Genomic DNA, 18338 nt, shown 5'->3' with positions numbered 1-18338 from the left:
TTACCCTTTCTTAAGTACTTGAGCTAAGTACTGTCCTGTAAATGATTTCTTAACCTTGGCAACTTCTTCCGGCGTCCCGCGGGCAATAATTTCGCCACCACGGTCTCCACCGACTGGCCCAAGATCGATCACATAATCCGCCGACTTAATGACATCTAAATTATGTTCAATGATTAAAACTGTATTTCCCTGATCCACAAGGCGATTCAACACATCTAATAACCGGGCAATGTCATCGGTATGAAGTCCGGTTGTCGGCTCATCCAAAATATAAAAATTCTTCCCGCTTGATTTCTTTTGCAGCTCCGAGGCCAATTTCATTCGTTGCGCCTCACCACCAGAAAGATCAAGCGCACTTTGCCCCAACTTCAAATAACCAAGGCCGACATCGACAATCGTTTGCAATTTACGTTTAATCTTAGCATGATTTTCAAAGAAGTTCACCGCTTCTTCAATTCGCATCTCTAGCACATCATAAATATTTTTGCCCTTATATGCAACCTCTAAGGTCTCTGAATTATAACGCTGTCCATGGCAAACATCACAAGTAACATAAACATCCGGCAAAAAATTCATCTCGATTTTTAAAATCCCATCGCCGTGACACGCCTCACAACGGCCACCCTTAGTATTAAAACTAAATCGACCTTTCTTATATCCGCGCATCTTAGCATCGTTAGTCTGGGCAAAAAGATCTCTGATATCGTCAAAAACTCCGGTATACGTTGCAGGATTAGAACGAGGCGTCCGGCCAATTGGACTTTGATCGATACTAACGAGCTTTTCAATGCCTTCTAGACCTGAAATCTTCTGATATGGCTCCGGTTTACTAGTCGATAAGCGAAGTTTTTGCCGCATTGCTCTTTTAAGCGTTCCGTTAACTAAGGTCGATTTCCCTGAACCTGAAACTCCTGTCACTAAAACGAGCTCTCCACGGGGGATTGTCACGTCAACATTTTTTAGATTATGACCACTCGCACCAGTTAAAATTACTTCTTTCCCGTCACCTTGCCGTCTTGTTTTGGGGACTGGAATTTTCTTTGCTCCAGAAAGATATTGACCAGTCAGCGATTTCGGGTTAGCTTTCACTTCATCTGGCGTCCCAGCAGCTACAATATTCCCGCCGTGATCTCCTGCACCTGGGCCGATATCCACTAAATAGTCAGCTGCAAGCATCGTCTCTTCATCGTGTTCGACGACAATTAAAGTGTTGCCCAAATCGCGCATATTCTTCAATGAGGCAATTAAACGATCATTATCACGCTGATGTAGACCAATCGAAGGCTCATCTAAAATATACAAAACTCCTGAAAGATTAGAACCAATTTGGGTTGCCAATCGAATCCGCTGAGCCTCTCCACCTGAGAGTGTCCCTGCTGCTCGACTCAATGACAAATAATCTAAGCCGACGTTCACTAAAAACGTTAACCGATCATTCACTTCTTTTAAAATCGGCGTGGCAATCGTCTTTTCTTGCGGTGTAAAAGTTAAAGTTTCAAAGAAATCAAGCTCTTTTTTGATCGGGAGTTCACAAATTTCGGCGATATTTTTACCGTTAACTTTAATCGCTAGTGCTTGACGATTTAAGCGCGCCCCGTGACACGTCGAGCACTTAATCTCGTCCATATATTGATGCATCACTGAACGTGTAAATTCACTGTTGGTCTCGTGGTAGCGCCGATCAATATTATTCATCACCCCTTCAAAAGCAAAGTCTCCATCACTGATATTGCCAAAATCATTGACGAAATGAAACGGAAAAGTTTGACCTTTTGAACCATGCAGAACCAAATCTTGATCTTTAGCAGGTAATTTCTCAAACGGTGTATCCAGATCAATTCCAAAATGCTCACATGCTTGCCGCAGCATTTCGGGATAATATTTACTAGATATCGGATTCCATGCAGCTAGTGCTCCTTCGTTTAGGGTCTTTCTTCGATCAGGAACCACCAAATCTTCATCTACTTGAAGTTGAACTCCAAGCCCATCACAGGTTTCACACGCCCCAAAAGGTGCATTAAACGAGAGTAGCCGAGGTTCTATTTCGCCAACCGTAAACCCACAAAGCGGACAAGCATAGTGTTCAGAGAAAATTAAAGGATCAGATCCAATCACATCAATATCTGCATAACCATCAGCCAGTCTCAGCGCCGCTTCAAGCGAATCAAAAAGTCGACTTTTAATCCCGTCTTTAACCACAATCCGGTCAACTACCACTGAAATATCGTGCTTTTTGTTTTTACTCAGCTCAAAATCATCAGAAATATCGTGAACCTCATCATCTACAAGCACACGAACGTAACCTTCTCTTTTGATGCGATCGAAAACTTTCTGGTGCTGTCCACGTTTTTGCCGAATAATCGGGCTTAGAATCTGAATTCTTTGCCCTTCAGGAAGACCTAAAATTCGATTAACCATCTGTTCGACTGACTGGCTGGTAATTTCCGTCCCATCATTAGGGCAGATGGGATGCCCAACTCGGGCCCACAAAAGCCGCAAGTAATCATTGATTTCCGTAACTGTTCCAACCGTCGAACGTGGATTTTTCGAAGTGGTCTTTTGATCGATTGAAATTGCCGGTGAAAGGCCTTCAATACTATCAACATCCGGCTTTTCAATTTTTCCTAAAAATTGTCGGGCATAGCTCGACAAACTTTCAACATATCTTCTTCGCCCCTCAGCATAAAGCGTATCGAAAGCGAGTGAACTTTTACCCGAACCGGAAAGACCTGTAAAAACCACCAACGCATTTTTGGGAATTGTTAAATCAACATTTTTGAGATTATTTTCCCGCGCTCCTCTAATTACAATATTACGATTTTCCCGGTTTACCATTAATCCTCCTATTTTTGCGCCTCCAATTCTAAGATCAAATCACGCAATTGTGCGGCATCTTCGAAATCCAACTTTTTCGCCGCTTCTTTCATCTGTTTTCTCAAATTTTCAAGTACCTTTTTCCGCTCAGCCTTATTCATCTTCTGATAATCGACGCTATCGGTCTGACTTTTGGCTTCATCCTCTAAAACCGCCGCCGAAATATTATCCCGAATTGGTTTAATGATCGTATGTGGCGTAATCCCATGCTCTTCATTAAATTTCTCTTGGATCGTCCGTCGCCGCTTCGTTTCATCGATCGCCTTTTGCATCGAATCAGTGATTTTATCGGCGTACATGATTACTCGACCATTCTCATTTCTTGAAGCCCGACCAATCGTTTGGATTAAAGAACGCTCAGCTCGCAAAAATCCCTCTTTATCAGCATCAAGGATCGCCACGAGCGATACTTCCGGCACATCAAGACCTTCTCTAAGTAAATTAATCCCAACTAATACATCGAACTTACCCAGTCGCAGATCACGGATAATCTCGGTCCTTTCAAGGGTTTTGACATCACTATGAAGATATCTCACAGAAATATTCAGGTTTTTCAAATAATCTGTCAAGTCCTCTGCCATTTTCTTCGTTAAAGTCGTGACAAAAACCCGCTCATTTCGCTCAATCCGCTTATTGATCTCCCCGACTAAATCATCAATCTGGCCCATAATTGGCCTAACCTCAATAATCGGATCTAAAAGTCCAGTTGGTCTAATAATTTGTTCGGTAATATTTGTCGTTCGATCTAACTCGTAAGGTCCCGGAGTTGCCGAAACGTAAAGAATTTGATTGACGTGCCCTTCAAACTCAGGGAGTTTTAACGGTCGATTATCAAGCGCGGATGGTAAGCGAAAACCATAATCTACCAAAGTCTGTTTACGAGCGCGATCTCCATTGTACATCCCGCGAATTTGGGGCATGGTCACATGCGACTCGTCAACCATGATCAAGAAATCCTTTGGAAAGAAATCAATTAGGGTATACGGTGGTTCTCCGGCTTGACGCCCATCCATATGCCGCGAATAATTTTCAATTCCCGAAGTATAACCCATCTCTTTAAGCATTTCTAAATCATAATGGGTCCGCTGTTCTAGACGTTGGGCTTCTAGGAGTTTGTTATCATCTTTTAACTCTTTCAATCGTCCGTCGAGTTCAGTTTCAATGCCCTTTAAGGCGATATCCATCTGATTTTCGTTAACCATAAAGTGCGATGCCGGAAAAATCACAATATGATTACGTTTGCCTAAAACTTCGCCTGTAAGTGCATCAACTTCTGTGATCGAATCCACTTCGTCACCGAAGAAATCGACTCTAATAGCGTGTTCGCTTTGCGATGCTGGAAAAATTTCCACTACGTCGCCACGAACTCGAAAACGCCCGCGCTGAAAGTCGATATCATTTCTTTCATATTGAATGCCAACCAATTCTTTTAATAACTGATTACGCGAAATTTCCATTCCTGGTCGAATCGAAACCGAATGGTCACGATATTCAGCCGGACTTCCCAGCCCAAAGATACTAGAGACCGAAGCTACCACAATTACATCATTGCGTTCTAAGAGCGCACTAGTGGCAGAATGGCGCAATTTATCGATTTCATCATTAATTGAAGCATCTTTTTCGATGTATGTATCACTTGAAGGCACGTACGCTTCAGGTTGATAATAATCATAGTAACTCACAAAATATTCAACTGCGTTGTGCGGAAAGAATTCTTTAAACTCACCATACAACTGACCTGCTAAGGTTTTATTGTGTGATAAAACCAACGTCGGCCGATTCAGGTTGGCGATGATCTCAGACATTGTAAAAGTCTTGCCAGTCCCAGTTGCTCCCCAGAGAATTTCCTCTTTGACACCTTTTTTAAAATCTTCAGTAATCTTCTTAATCGCTTGAGGCTGATCGCCTGCTGGCTTATAATCGGTCACTAAATCAAATTTGTTATCAGTTGTTCTTTCAATCATTAAAATACCTCTTTTGATCTAAGACGTTTTCCCGGTTGCAACGCTTATTTAACAATCTTTCCGTATATCTTAGAACATTTGTTCTATTATATGCTCTTGCTCTAGATTACGCAAATAGTAAAAAGCTCACAAAGGTCAATAATCTCCATGAGCATACTTATTTCATATAATTAAAGCTCGTCAAGCTCTACTGAATCCATAATTGTAGTGGCGATTTTGCTTAGACGTTCATGATAAAGAAAATCTTCTGCCAATAATTCTGGCAATATCTTGTGAACAAAGTAACGAACCGAGTAAAGTTCTTGAAATTTCAAAATTGTCGTAAGGCTCTCTTCAAACATTGAGAAATATACATCTTCAGGATTCCCTTTTTGAATTTCGCCAAAAGATTCATACAACAGATCCAATTTGTCAGCCACCGAAAGAATCTTACCCTCAAGACTGTCATCCTTGCCCTCTGACAAACGTCTTCTAAAAGTTGCTTGAAGCTGGGAAGGAATTTCGTGTTCAATAAAGTTATCAGTCATTGATGACTCAACTGTCGACAACATTTTTCGCAGTTCACTTGAAGCATACTTAACTGGCGTCTTGATATCTCCAATAAAACGCTCGGTATAATCGTGATTAAGTGACTTCTCATAAATCATGCGCCAATCAACCGAAATGCCCGCCAAACTCTCCAAGTCACCCAAAAGCTGAGCCACCTCTGCCACCCGAAAAGAATGCGCTGCGACCGAATGCTGCTCAAATTTAAAATATCCCGGAGCCCGGTAAATCTTCTCCAAATCGTTTAAACTACTAAGATACTGATGAAGTCCCACAAAATTCCTTTCTATTCAATATGCGCATTGAGATTTTTAATTAGGCGATCCAAATTTTCCTGTGCTTCCTGTTGGCTTTCACCTTGAGTTCCAAAGTAAAATTTGATTTTCGGTTCAGTACCTGATGGTCTGGCTGCAATCCAAGATCCGTCTGCTAGAATGTATTTCAAAACGTTCGATTTCGGCATATTGAGTTCTTCAACAGAACCGTCACTGTTAGTGCGCAAATTATTATCATAATCTTCGATCGATTCCACTTTAATGCTCGCAAATTCATGAATGTGTTCGCTTCTTAGTCTCGTCATGATTGCTTCCATCTGTTCTTTACCAGCAGCTCCTTCGAATTCTTTAGAGATTGTCTTTTCAACGAAATATCCATACTTGGCAAAAATTTCTTGTAGACCATCATAAATCGTCTTGCCTTGCGACTTATAATAAGCGGCAATCTCAGCCATGATCGTAATTGCCTGAATTGCATCTTTATCGCGCACAAACCCCTTTAGCAAAAAGCCATAGCTTTCCTCAAAACCAAAAATAAAAGTCCCATTACAATCACGTTCCAATCTACGAATTTTCTCAGCAATAAACTTAAACCCAGTTTCAACCTGAATAGTTCTCACATTGAAGTCAGCTGCAATTTTTTGAGGTAACGTACTTGAGACGATTGATTCTATCATTACAGCATTAAAAGGCAATTTATCCTGAGCTTTTTTGGCTGTCAATATATAATTAAGAATAATTGCCGCAATCTGATTGCCGGTGATTTGCTTATAATTACCATCAGGCATTTTCACTTCAACGCCTAATCGATCGGCATCCGGGTCAGTTGCAACTAAGACATCTGCGTCAATCTCATGACCAATATTTTTGGCAGCTACAAAAGTTTCTTCGTATTCAGGATTCGGAGTCGGAGCACCTGGAAATTCGGGATCAGCAATCGCTTGCTTTTCAACCATTCTAAAATTCGTAAAGCCCACATTTTTTAATGCCTTGTAACCAATAACCTTGCCAGTCCCATAAAGCGGAGTATAAACAATCTTCGTCTGATCTGCCCATTTAGCAATTAGTTCATGGTCAACACTCACGGTCTGAACCTGCGCCAAATATTTCTCATCAAGATCAAAACCAATCATTTGAAGCAAATGTTCGTCCCGCATTTTATAGATCGATTTTTCTGGGATTTCAAAAATTTTTTTAGCCTTACGAATGTACTGAGTAACGATCGACACATTATCCGGCCCCATTTGGCCGCCATCAGGTCCATAAATTTTGTACCCATTATAACGCTTAGGATTATGACTTGCCGTAATCATGATACCTGCAAAAGCACCAAGTTCCCGAAGCGAAAATGACAGCTCCGGTGTCGGGCGAATATCATCAAAAAGGTAAGTTTTAATATCGTGAGCGCCCAAAACTCCTGCAGCACAAAAAGCAAAGTCCCGCGAGTGATAGCGAGAATCATAGCTAATTACAACTCCGTCCCTTCTAGCAGGATCTCCGGTTCGAGCTATGAAACGTGCAAGCCCTTCAGTTGCCTGTTTAACTGTATAAATGTTCATTTGACCAGCGCCAGGTCCCAGATAGCCGCGCATCCCTGCAGTCCCAAATTCCATTGGATAGCCAAAAGCTTCGGCTTTTTCATCCTCTGACATCTCTTGCATCTGCGTCTTCAACTCTTCATCTAAACCTTCAAATTCAGCCCATTTTTTATATTCTCTTTTATAGTTCATTTTTTTCCTCCAAACATTGCACTATCTATCATAAATTATAATCTTAATGAAGGGAAAAAAATATTAATATTTGGTTGCGTTCGATCATAGATTCTGTAAGTAATCAAAAACCCCTTTACCCGCAATCGCTCCTTCGCCAACTGCGTTAGCAATTTGTCGCAGCTCTTTTTTTCGAGCATCGCCAATCGCAAAAACACCCGGAACCTTAGTTGTCATCACCTCTGGATCACTAATAATCCAGCCGTTTGAATCAAGAATATCGAGCTCTTTAAAAGCATCTGTCATTGGAAGCACTCCAACGTAGATAAAAACACCGCTGGCAGCAATTTCTTTAATTTCATCGTTAACTTTATCGCGATATTTTACTGAAGTCACCGCTTCACCGTCGCCTACAACTTCCTTAACCTCGGCATTCCAGACAAAATGGATCTTGTCATTGGCAAATGCACGATCTTGTAAAATTTTCTGAGCTCTTAGTTGATCTCTTCGATGGATAATCGTTACTGATCGGCCTAAATTAGCTAAATAGATTCCCTCTTCAACAGCAGAATCACCACCGCCAATCACCACAATATCACGGTCTTTAAAGAAGTTTCCATCACAAACTGCACAATAAGAAACGCCGCGTCCGCCATATTCTTCTTCTCCAGGTATATTCATTTTCTTATGCTCAGCACCCGTTGCCAAAACAACCGCCTTGGCCTGATAAGTGCCTTCGTCAGTAACTACTTCTTTAAAACTTCCCAAATCATTAACCGTCTTAACAGTGCCGTAACGATAATCCGCACCAAACTTCTTAACGCTTTGATACATTTCTTCAGCTAGATCAGGGCCAAGAATGCTGACATATCCCGGATAATTTTCAATTGCAGCTGTATTGTTCATTTGACCGCCATAAATCCCCCGATCAAGTAACAAAACTTTTAGATTAGAACGAGCTGCATAAATTGCTGTTGTCATCCCAGCTGGTCCTGCTCCAATAATTATTACGTCAAAATTTTCTTTATCTGCCATCTTTATTCCACCTTTATCACTTACAATAAGTAAGCAAATTATACCACGTTGAGCTACTTAATTAAATTCTGCTTTCAAATCTCGGTTCATTAACTTAACAATGCCCTCTTTGAGGTCTTGTCCTTCATAAAGAATCTCGTATATACTATCGGTGATCGGCACTGAAACGCCTAAATCTTTTGCTTCAAAATGAACTGCTTGGGCAGTAGTTACCCCTTCGACCACCTGTCCCATTTGTTCGAGCACATCAGCAAGTTTTTGCCCTTGACCAAGTTGATTTCCAGCCCGCCAATTGCGAGAATTAACGCTTGTACAAGTAACGATTAGATCGCCCACTCCTGATAATCCGCTAAAAGTTAAGGGATCGGCTCCTAATTTAACACCAAAACGGGTAATTTCCGCAAGACCGCGTGTCATTAAAGCTGCTTTGGTGTTATCGCCGTATCCAAGGCCATGAACAATTCCTGCCCCGATTGCAATGACATTTTTTAAGGCCGCACCGATTTCGACCCCAACAACATCTGTGTTGGTATAGAGTCGAAAATATTCATTACCAAATAGACGCTGAATTTTTTGAGCGCGACTCAAATCTTTTGAAGCCGCTGTTAAAGCAGTCAAATCTCTTTTTGCAACATCTTCTGCATGTGAAGGGCCAGAAATGACGACAACTTCTCCAAACTTTTCAGTCGGTAAAATTGTTTTTAAAACTTCAGAAATTCTTAACTTTGTCTTTAACTCGATTCCCTTAGCGGCATGAACTAAAATTGGCGGATTCTCACATTTTGTTAAATAAGGCAAAATTTCTTTTGCTACTGACCTAATTGCATTAGTTGGTACCACGAAAAGAACCACCTCAGTGTCCTTTAAAGCTGCCGCTAAATCGTGATCAGCTACTAAGGATTGATTGATCGTAAAATCAGTTAAGTAGTGATTATTCGTATGTTTTTGATTTATTTCATCAATAACCGCTGGATTATTACCCCACAGATGAACTTCATGTCCATTTTCTGCTAATAAATTTCCCAAGATCGTACCCCAGGAACCCGTGCCTAAAACCGTAATTTTACTCATATTTACCTCTTTGTTATTCCAGATACCATTTAAGTGAAGGATTGCGGCGACGCAAAATCATCAAAATTAGTGAGCCTACGACCAAAACTAGCGCCAGTGCCTGAGAAATTCTTAGCGGTCCAAGCATCAAGGAATCTGTCCTCATTCCCTCAACAAAAAAACGGCCTACTGAATACCAGATCACATAGCTTAATGCAATCTCTCCTACTTTAAACAAATGTCTGCGGTGCCTAAACGCTAAAATCAGCACTACTCCAATTAAACTCCAAGCCGACTCGTAAAGAAAAGTTGGCTGATAGTAAACTCCATTAATTCTCATTTGATCAATAATAAAACTTGGAAGATGCAAAGACTGTAGGAATGCCCGACTTGTCGCCTCTCCATGGGCCTCTTGGTTCATGAAATTGCCCCAGCGACCAATTGCCTGGGCCAATAATACTCCTGGCGTCACAACATCAAGAATCTGCCACATGTTAAGCCTCTGATGACGGCAATACAAATAAATCACCAATAAACCGGTGATTAATCCGCCATAAATCGCGATGCCACCTTGGCGGATATCGAAAATTGACAGCAAATTATCTTGATAATCTTTCCAATCAAAAACAACATAATAAAGACGTGCTCCCACCAAAGACAGCGGGACTGCTAACAAAAGAATATCGTAAAATGTATCTTCAGGCAGACCACGACGTTTACCTTCACGTAATGACATCAAAAATGCGACTACAATTCCCGCAGTAATAATTACCCCGTACCAGCGAATTTCAATGCCAAAAAAATTAACAAAAATTGGATTTAAAGTTAATAAATTAAATTTCATGATTTTTTTGAAGCCGCTTCATGATCTTTTTTTCGCTGCTCGGCGGTTTCATTTTCCTGATCAAGAGCAGAATTTTTAGCAATTAAGCGACTTAAATTATCGTCAAATTTCTTTGCTGCATCAAAACCCATTAACTTGGCGCGATAATTCATCGCCGCCGCCTCAATAATCCCGGGAATATCTCGCCCAACTCTCACTGGAACCTTCACCCGTGGAACTTCGATTCCCAAAATTTGATCACCTTCAATTTGGGCCCCGATTCGATCATAGCGATTGTTATCATCCCAGTTTAGAAGTTCAACTTTTAAATTAATATCAGCTCGATCGCGAACTGCCCCAACTCCAAAAAGACTCATCACATCAATGATCCCAAGGCCTCTGATTTCTAAAAGATGCAGAAGAATTTCTGGTGGTTCACCAATCAAAGAACTCTGATTAAGCTGATGAATTTCCACTCGATCATCTGCTACCAGTAAATGTCCTCGTTTTAAAAGTTCTAAAGCAGTTTCACTTTTACCAATTCCCGATTCACCAGTAATCAAGACTCCCAAGCCATAAATCTCTACAAAAACTCCGTGAACAGAGATGCGCTCCGCCAACCGATCGCTCAAATACTGCTCAAGCATACTAGAAACCTGGCTGGTCGGCATTGAGCTTGAGATGACCGGAATTCCGTTAGAAGTCGCCACTGCCATCAATTCTGGCGGCACCTCTAAATCTCTAGTAATTAAGAAAGCTGGGGTATCTTTTTGACACATTTCCTCAAAAATTGCCATTCGATTCATATGGCTGATCGACTTAATATAACTAATTTCCGTGCGACCTAAAACTTGAATTCGATCGCTTGGGTAAAAATCAAAGTAGCCGGTTAATTCAAGGCCCGGCCGCGACAAATCACTGATCATCGTCCGTTTAGAGATGAAATCCACTCCTGATTTAACGGTAAATTTTAATTTTTGTACAATTTCACTAATGGTGACAAATTCTGACATGACTCCTCCTAGTTATCTTCTATTATACCTAAAATTAGCCGCGCCGCTGAAAATAGTTTTGCACCAATAAATTTGCCGTGGAAAAAATTAGACCTAAGACTAGCGCACTGCCAAAGCCATTGATCGCTATAAATTCCCCATGCATGAAATTATTGACCCAAGTTGCACTCAGTTCTAGTAGCCCCGCATTAATCACCACCAAAAAAAGTCCTAGTGTCATAAAAGTAATCGGAAAAGAAAAAAAGGAAACAATTGGCTTAATGATCGTATTAATAATTGCCAAAAAAAAGCCTGCAATGATCCCGATTTGAATCGAATTAACAAAAAGCATACCTGGAAATAGGTATGCTGCTGCCAGAAAAACGATAATATTTGTTCCAATTCTTAAACAAAATTTTGCCATATTAGTTACTAAAAATTACTCCATTCGTCATGATCTCGATGACGATTCTTCTTATTAACTACATACCAATCATGGTGACGATTATTTCGGTAGTGATGATGGCGACTGTTTGTAAAAAGCCTGCCGCCGGTGAGTAAATCGATCAACCATGCAATCACAGCGATTACAACAAAAACGCCGAAAACTTTGAAGATAATGCCGAAAAAGAATCCGAGGATTGAGAAAATAACTCCGAAAACTACCAGCATAACAAAAATCGAAAGTATTAAACTAAGCATTATTGCCCCTCCTCCGGGCTAATATCCTTTAAATAGACTGAACCCGAAATCGTACTAACTTGAAATTTTGCATTCCCTGCACCAACATTCTCCAGTTCCATGGATTTATGATGCTTGTCTACTGAATTAACAGTAGCGCTAGCTAAACGGTTATTGATTGACCCATTTTTGCTTTCAGCCTTAATCAAAAAACCAAGCTCTGGCGGCAATGACATTTTGATATTACCGTTAACCACGTGAGCCTCAGCGTCACCACTATCTTTGCTAATATTACTTAAAATAATGTTTCCGTTAACGCTCGATAATTCTACATTATTAATACTTTGAAGACTCTTAATTGACCCATTAACCGTATTAATTGTGCCACTTGAAAGAATTGAATCTTCAATTCTAATTGAGCCGTTAACATTATTAATCTCTAAATGATCAATTGTTAAATCTTTTAATTCAACCGAACCATTAGTCGAAGAAACACTTAAATCATCAACTTTAAGATTATTAAACTCAAAACTACCATTTTTACTGTGAATTCGCGCACTAGTTAAATCAAAGCCAGCCGGGAAAGAGAATTCAATTAAAGATTCAATTCGCGGATGCATCTTAAGATTCAAAGTGTTCCCACTTAATTCGTTAACTGTATTATTTTTAAAGAAATCTTCGGCGCTACTGTTTCTAACATTTCCATAAACGCGATATGTAATCCGCTCATGAATGCGCGAATCGACGCTTTTTCTAATTACGATATTGCCGTTATAATTCTTAATATTTAGAACCTTGAGGTCATCAGCTGAATATTCATAAGTATTAATTATTTTCTTAGAGCGGGCAAAACCGGGTACTTTTACGTTAAAATCACGCAATTCAAAATTATCTGAAAAACTCTTAACTGAATCCTTAACTTTCGCTGCAAAACTTCTTGCTTGCTCTTCTAGTCCCTCAGTATCAAAATCAAAGTCAATCCCAAAAATATTATTAGAACTATCGCGTCTCTTTCTTTGTAACTCAACGCTTTCAAGTTCGTTTTCAAGTTCAGTTAAAGATCTTTGCAAATCTTCCCGTTCATCTGCTTCTTCGTCTGATAAACGTTCAAAATCATCCAAGGTGTTTAAAACTGTTAGACGTTCTTTAACTTGCTCAATCCGTTTTTTTAATTTATCAACATAGTCACTGGATTCATCTTCTTGAAAAGCGGTTCTCTTTTTGTCGTGATCAGAGGTATCTTCACTTGTGCCCTCTGCACTTTTCTGGCCCAGCTTCTCTAAGAGAACAATTGCCTCTTCAGAAGTGATCACGCCCTTTTTTACCAGCTCCATGATTCTTTTACGTTCATCCATGGATTATTACCTCCAACTTATTTACTCTCTTATTATCCCCAATCGACTGATTTTTATCATAAGTCTAGAGGCTGATTTTACTTCAGCCTAGGACATATTGTCTGTATCTAGGTCGACCAGTTTTCCTTCAACTAAATAAACAATCCATTCACAAATGTTGGTAACGTAATCCCCGATCCGCTCAATTGTATTAGCAACCATCATATAGTTAGTGTCTGATTCAATGCCTTCTGGTTTTTCTTTCATACATTTAATACACATTTTATAAATCTGCAACGAATCTTCATTAATTTTCTTATCCGATCGCGCAATTTCAATAGCCTTAGCTTGATCTTCTTTGGTAAAAGCCAGCAAAACATCTTCTAACATCTTTCTAACTCCCATGCCCATTTCAGCAACAAGTTGTTCAATCGGCACCACTCGCGAAATTTTTTGTTGACGGAGAAAATATTTAGCGACACTAACTGCATGATCTCCCATGCGCTCTAAGTCCGCACTGGCTTTTAAAACTGTCACAATTAATCTTAAATCAGCCGTCACTGGCTGCTGTAAAGCAATTAACTCTAAGCTCTTCTTCTCAAGCTTCATCTGTTCATCGTTAACTGCTTGATCATTTTTCACTACTTCATTAGCTAGTTCTGCATCTTGGTTCAAATAAGCGCCGATCCCATTTTCAACTTGCTTACTCACCAATTTTCCCATATAGGTAAAACTTTCATTTAATTTTTCTAATTCTTGATCAAAAGTTTGTCTCACGAATTCTATTCCTTTCTAACCAAACCGCCCTGAAATATAGTCTTGTGTTTCTTGATGCTCTGGATTGAGAAACATTTTTGTTGTTTTATCAAATTCAATCAAATTTCCTTGTAAAAAGAAAGCTGTCATATCAGCGACCCGCGATGCTTGATGCATATTGTGCGTTACCATGATGATCGTATAATGCTCCTTCATCGAAAGCAATAAATCCTCTATCTTATTAGTAGAAATCGGATCCAAGGCACTCGTTGGTTCATCCAAAAGAATGATTTCTGGTTTAACTGCCAGTACTCTAGCAATACAAACTCTTTGCTGCTGACCACCAGAAAGTCCTAAAGCCGAGGAATGCAATTTATCTTTTACATCGTCCCAAATCGCAGCTTCTTTTAGCGAGCGTTCGCAGACCTCTTCTAACTTAGCCTTATCTTTTTCTCCGGCAATTTTCAAACCATAAACTACGTTTTCAAAAATTGAGAAAGGGAACGGATTGGGCTGCTGGAAAACCATCCCCACTCTCTTTCTTAATTCTGTAACATTCGTTGATGGAGCGTAAATATCGGTTTCTCCAATCACCGTTTCTCCGGTTATCGAAACATTAGGAATTAAATCATTCATGCGATTTAAAGTGCGCAAATAAGTCGACTTCCCGCAACCAGAAGGACCGATTAGAGCCGAAATCTGATTTTTTTTAAATTCAATGGAAATCCCGTGCAGCGCCTCAAATTTACCATAATAAAGTTTTAAATCTGTTGATTTTATTAATGCCATCTTTTTAACCAAAATGTCCTGATACATAATCGTCGGTCAGCTTAATACGCGGCTGCATAAAAATATGTTTAGTCACATCATATTCGTAGACGTCTCCTTGATGGAAAAACGCTGTGTAATCGCTAATCCGTGCGGCCTGCTGCATGTTATGCGTAACTATAATAATCGTATAGCGATCCTTTAACTCCATCATCGTATCTTCAACTGCCTGAGTCGAAATTGGATCAAGGGCGCTGGCTGGTTCATCCATTAAGAGAATATCTGGCTCCATCGCGATCGCTCTTGCAATACAGAGCCTTTGAGCTTGTCCACCAGAAAGAGCCAAAGCACTGGTGTGGAGTTTATCTTTGACCTGATCCCAAAGAGCCGCTTGTTTCAAGGTCTTCTCAACGACAGCATCTAATTTTTCTTGATCCTTTTCACCATGCTGTTTTAAAGCAAAGGTAATATTGTCATAAATAGATTTAGCAAAAGGATTCGGCTGCTGAAATACCATTCCAATATGACGTCGCATTTCATAAACATCAATCTCATCTGAATTGATATCTAGACCTCGATACATTATTTTGCCAAAAACTTTCGTTCCATAGATATTATCATTCATCCGATTTAAAGATCGTAAATACGTTGACTTGCCAGAGCCCGACGCTCCAATCAAAGCCGAAATTTTGAAACGCTCAAAGGCTAAACTTACCCCGTGGATTGCTTCATGCTCACCATACCAAACGTGCAAATCATCAGTACTTAAAGCAATTTCTTTACCGTCGCTAGCTAAATCGAGCAAATATGTTTGAGAATTATCGGAGATCAATTTTGTCCTCCTGTCATTCGCTGATATAGTCGATTACCAAGATAACGCGCTGCAAAATTGAAGATCAATACTGTCAGCACTAAAACTGCCGAAGCACCCGCCGAAACTAAAGCCGCATCTGGAACAAGACCTTCAGAATTTACTTTCCAGATGTGTACCGCAAGGGTTTCCGCTGGGCGAAAAGGACTAAGTGGACTTGATAAATCAAAAATATTCCAATTACCAAAATTTAAACGCGGTGCACTTTGACCAGCAGTATAAATAAGAGCTGCCGCCTCGCCAAAAACCCGACCGGAAGCCAAAATAATCCCTGTTAAAATATTAGGTAACGCTGCTGGGATCACGATTTTCCAAACTGTCTCGATTCTTGATAATCCTAGCGCCAGTCCTGCTTCTCTTTGGGTAAAATGAATCGACTGTAGCGCATTTTCTACGTTAGTTGTTAACAGTGGCAAACTAAAAATTGTTAAGGCAAGCGCCCCTGAAAGTAAAGAAAATCCCAGATTAAACTCTAAAACAAACAAGATAAAACCAAATAGTCCGACAACGACTGAAGGCAACGAACTCAGAATTTCAATGGAAGTCCGAATAACATCGGTGAGCCAATTCTTTTTTGCATATTCAGAGAGCCAAATTCCTGCTCCTAAGGAAATTGGAATCGAAATAATCATCGTCAAAACTAAAAGGTAAAACGAGTTAAAAAGCTGAATACCAATTCCCCCGCCTGCTTGAAATGATTTAGCAGGTGAAGTTAAAAAATGCCATGAAACATGCGGTAATCCGGCAACTAGAATGTATATCAAAAGAGCAGCTAAAATTAGACAGATAACTAGTGCAATTGCATAGAAAACATAATTGGCAATTCGATCACTCAACTGGCTGTCGTGCACTTTTTTCCCATTTTTCATTTCAATGAACTCCTACGACCAATCCAACGAACCAACATATTAAACAGTAATGACATCAGTAGTAACAGTAATGCAAGGGACCATAAAGCATTATTTTCCAAAGTCCCCATCACTGAATTGCCAATCCCCATTGTCAAAATTGAGGTCAACGTTGACGCTGGACTAATTAAACTATGGGGCATCAATGCAGCATTTCCAATCACCATCTGAACTGCAAGAGCTTCGCCAAAGGCTCTTGACATTCCGAATACTACTGCTGTCATAATCCCTGGCGTTGCTGAGCGCCAAACAACTTTATAAATTGTTTGAAATCTTGTGGCTCCAAGCGCCAGCGAAGACTCCCGGTAATTTCTCGGCACCGAATTTAGCGCATCGGTTGTCATGGAAGTAATTGTGGGCAAAACCATTACAAATAAAACCAATGTTGCCGTCAAAATACCAAAACCAGAACCGCCAAATAAATTACGCATCAATGGTACAAAAACCGTGAGTCCAATAAAACCATAAACCACTGACGGAATCCCGACTAAAAGTTCCATTACCGGCTGAAGAAATTTCTTCCCCGTCCTCGGAGAGATTTCAGTCATAAAAGTTGCTGCGCCAATCGCAAAAGGGGTCGCAACAATCGCTGAAAAAATCGTAACCAGAATCGAGCCCAAAAACATTGGCAGAGCTCCTAACTGCGGATTTTTTTGACCGGGATTCCAGTTAGTCCCAAAAAGAAAACTAATTGGGTTAACATGATTAACAAAAAAAGTAGCTAGCCCTTTAAATGTAACAAACAACAACAAAGCCGCCACCATCACAACAATTAGCAAAATGCATGCAAATGTGATAATGCGGCCCCGCCGTTCGCGTCTAGTTTTTTTGGAAGTTTTCAGTAAACTCTCTCGAATTGGATCCATTATTTAGCTCCCCTAACGTGACCTGATACATCGCGCGAAACTTCCATTTCACTGGTGGGAATATATTTCATTGATTTGATCATTTCCGTAACTTCATCTGACTTTAAATAATTTAGAAAACTACGAGTCAAAGCTGAGGGATTTTTCTGAGTATATAGATGTTCGTAAGACCAGATCTTCCAGCGATTGTTTCTCACATTAGCCTGAGTCGGCTTAACGCCGTCAACTTTTGGCTGTAAAACACTATCTTTCAAGTAAGAAAACGAAACGTAGCTAATTGCTCCCGGAGTTGAACTAACAATCGAAATTGCCATTCCACTGGAATCTTGCTCTTGAGCCGATTTTGCGTCTTGCCCTTTTAAAACAATTTTCTCAAAATTATAACGAGTTCCACTGCCGTTAGCTCGATTTACAATAATAATTGGTAAATCTTGCCCAGTAATATCCCGCCAATTCGTCACTTTGCCAGTAAAAATATCTTTAAGTTGCTTAGAGGTCAAATTAGTTACTTTAACCTTTTTATTCACAACTGGGGCAATTCCTGTTACTAACAAGCGATGATCTTCTAATTTCTTCGGATCAATCCCTGCTTTTTCCTCAGCAAATAAATCACTCATCCCAATATCAACGGCACCTTGCTGAATCTCCGAAAGACCTGTTCCTGAGCCACCTCCTTGTACATTGACAAAAACTCCATCAAGACTTTGAATATATTCATCAGAGGCAGCTTCCACTAACGGCTGCAAGGCCGTTGAGCCAACCACTGTCAACTGTTCGCCTTTAATTTTTATCCGACAAGAGCTCAAACTCACAGCCAAAATTGGAAGAACTAAAAGTGATAATAACTTTTTATACTTCAAAATTTATCCCTTCCCCCGATAGTAGA

The 18338-nt window shown here is 40.1% G+C and carries 17 protein-coding genes; all 17 read right to left on the bottom strand.

Annotated elements, in window-relative coordinates; all coding sequences use genetic code 11:
* Positions 1–2835, bottom strand: a complete 2835-nt coding sequence (uvrA, locus tag R8495_RS01970) for an excinuclease ABC subunit UvrA (protein ID WP_317635890.1) — start codon at positions 2833–2835, stop codon at positions 1–3.
* An 8-nt stretch (positions 2836–2843) separates the two neighbouring features.
* Positions 2844–4838 carry an excinuclease ABC subunit UvrB gene (gene uvrB / locus R8495_RS01965; RefSeq protein ID WP_317635889.1) on the bottom strand — a complete coding sequence of 665 codons (1995 nt, stop codon included), beginning with the start codon at positions 4836–4838 and terminating at the stop codon, positions 2844–2846.
* A gap of 170 nt (positions 4839–5008) precedes the next feature.
* Complete coding sequence (locus R8495_RS01960) at positions 5009–5659, bottom strand: YfbR-like 5'-deoxynucleotidase (RefSeq protein WP_317635888.1); 651 nt, start codon at positions 5657–5659, stop codon at positions 5009–5011.
* Positions 5660–5670: 11 nt separating this feature from the next.
* Positions 5671–7389, bottom strand: coding sequence for a phospho-sugar mutase (locus R8495_RS01955; protein WP_317635887.1), 1719 nt, complete (start codon positions 7387–7389; stop codon positions 5671–5673).
* Positions 7390–7473: 84 nt separating this feature from the next.
* A complete protein-coding gene (gene trxB / locus R8495_RS01950; protein ID WP_317635886.1) occupies positions 7474–8403 on the bottom strand; it encodes a thioredoxin-disulfide reductase in 930 nt (309 codons plus the stop codon).
* A 57-nt stretch (positions 8404–8460) separates the two neighbouring features.
* Positions 8461–9474 (bottom strand): NAD(P)H-dependent glycerol-3-phosphate dehydrogenase, encoded by a 1014-nt coding sequence (locus R8495_RS01945; protein ID WP_317635885.1) that lies wholly within the window; start codon positions 9472–9474, stop codon positions 8461–8463.
* Between the two features lie 13 nt (positions 9475–9487).
* Entirely contained in the window at positions 9488–10297 is an 810-nt protein-coding gene (gene lgt, locus R8495_RS01940) for a prolipoprotein diacylglyceryl transferase (protein ID WP_317635884.1), read from the bottom strand.
* Positions 10294–11289 carry an HPr(Ser) kinase/phosphatase gene (gene hprK, locus R8495_RS01935; RefSeq protein WP_317635883.1) on the bottom strand — a complete coding sequence of 332 codons (996 nt, stop codon included), beginning with the start codon at positions 11287–11289 and terminating at the stop codon, positions 10294–10296. The genes lgt and hprK overlap by 4 nt, the downstream gene beginning before the upstream one ends.
* A 34-nt stretch (positions 11290–11323) precedes the next feature.
* Positions 11324–11692 (bottom strand): phage holin family protein, encoded by a 369-nt coding sequence (locus R8495_RS01930; protein WP_317635882.1) that lies wholly within the window; start codon positions 11690–11692, stop codon positions 11324–11326.
* Positions 11693–11700: 8 nt separating this feature from the next.
* Positions 11701–11970: a hypothetical protein gene (locus R8495_RS01925; protein WP_317635881.1), complete on the bottom strand. Its 270-nt coding sequence runs from the start codon at positions 11968–11970 to the stop codon at positions 11701–11703.
* Entirely contained in the window at positions 11970–13304 is a 1335-nt protein-coding gene (locus R8495_RS01920; protein ID WP_317635880.1) for a DUF4097 family beta strand repeat-containing protein, read from the bottom strand. Before R8495_RS01920 ends, R8495_RS01925 begins: the two co-directional genes overlap by 1 nt.
* Before the next feature lie 87 nt (positions 13305–13391).
* Positions 13392–14060 (bottom strand): phosphate signaling complex protein PhoU, encoded by a 669-nt coding sequence (gene phoU / locus R8495_RS01915; RefSeq protein WP_317635879.1) that lies wholly within the window; start codon positions 14058–14060, stop codon positions 13392–13394.
* A 15-nt stretch (positions 14061–14075) separates the two neighbouring features.
* A complete protein-coding gene (pstB, locus tag R8495_RS01910) occupies positions 14076–14855 on the bottom strand; it encodes a phosphate ABC transporter ATP-binding protein PstB (RefSeq protein WP_425613251.1) in 780 nt (259 codons plus the stop codon).
* The gene (pstB, locus tag R8495_RS01905) at positions 14833–15636 is read right to left on the bottom strand and encodes a phosphate ABC transporter ATP-binding protein PstB (RefSeq protein WP_425613282.1); all 804 of its coding nucleotides are present in this window, start codon (positions 15634–15636) and stop codon (positions 14833–14835) included. The genes pstB (R8495_RS01910) and pstB (R8495_RS01905) overlap by 23 nt, the downstream gene beginning before the upstream one ends.
* The gene (gene pstA, locus R8495_RS01900; RefSeq protein WP_317635876.1) at positions 15636–16547 is read right to left on the bottom strand and encodes a phosphate ABC transporter permease PstA; all 912 of its coding nucleotides are present in this window, start codon (positions 16545–16547) and stop codon (positions 15636–15638) included. Before pstA ends, pstB (R8495_RS01905) begins: the two co-directional genes overlap by 1 nt.
* Positions 16544–17452: a phosphate ABC transporter permease subunit PstC gene (gene pstC / locus R8495_RS01895; protein WP_317635875.1), complete on the bottom strand. Its 909-nt coding sequence runs from the start codon at positions 17450–17452 to the stop codon at positions 16544–16546. Before pstC ends, pstA begins: the two co-directional genes overlap by 4 nt.
* The gene (locus R8495_RS01890) at positions 17452–18312 is read right to left on the bottom strand and encodes a phosphate ABC transporter substrate-binding protein (RefSeq protein WP_317635874.1); all 861 of its coding nucleotides are present in this window, start codon (positions 18310–18312) and stop codon (positions 17452–17454) included. Before R8495_RS01890 ends, pstC begins: the two co-directional genes overlap by 1 nt.
* Positions 18313–18338 lie beyond the last annotated feature (26 nt).

Origin of the sequence: Xylocopilactobacillus apicola (assembly GCF_033095985.1) — a bacterium.
Lineage (GTDB): Bacteria > Bacillota > Bacilli > Lactobacillales > Lactobacillaceae > Xylocopilactobacillus > Xylocopilactobacillus apicola.
This window is presented reverse-complemented; position numbering and strand designations above follow the sequence as displayed.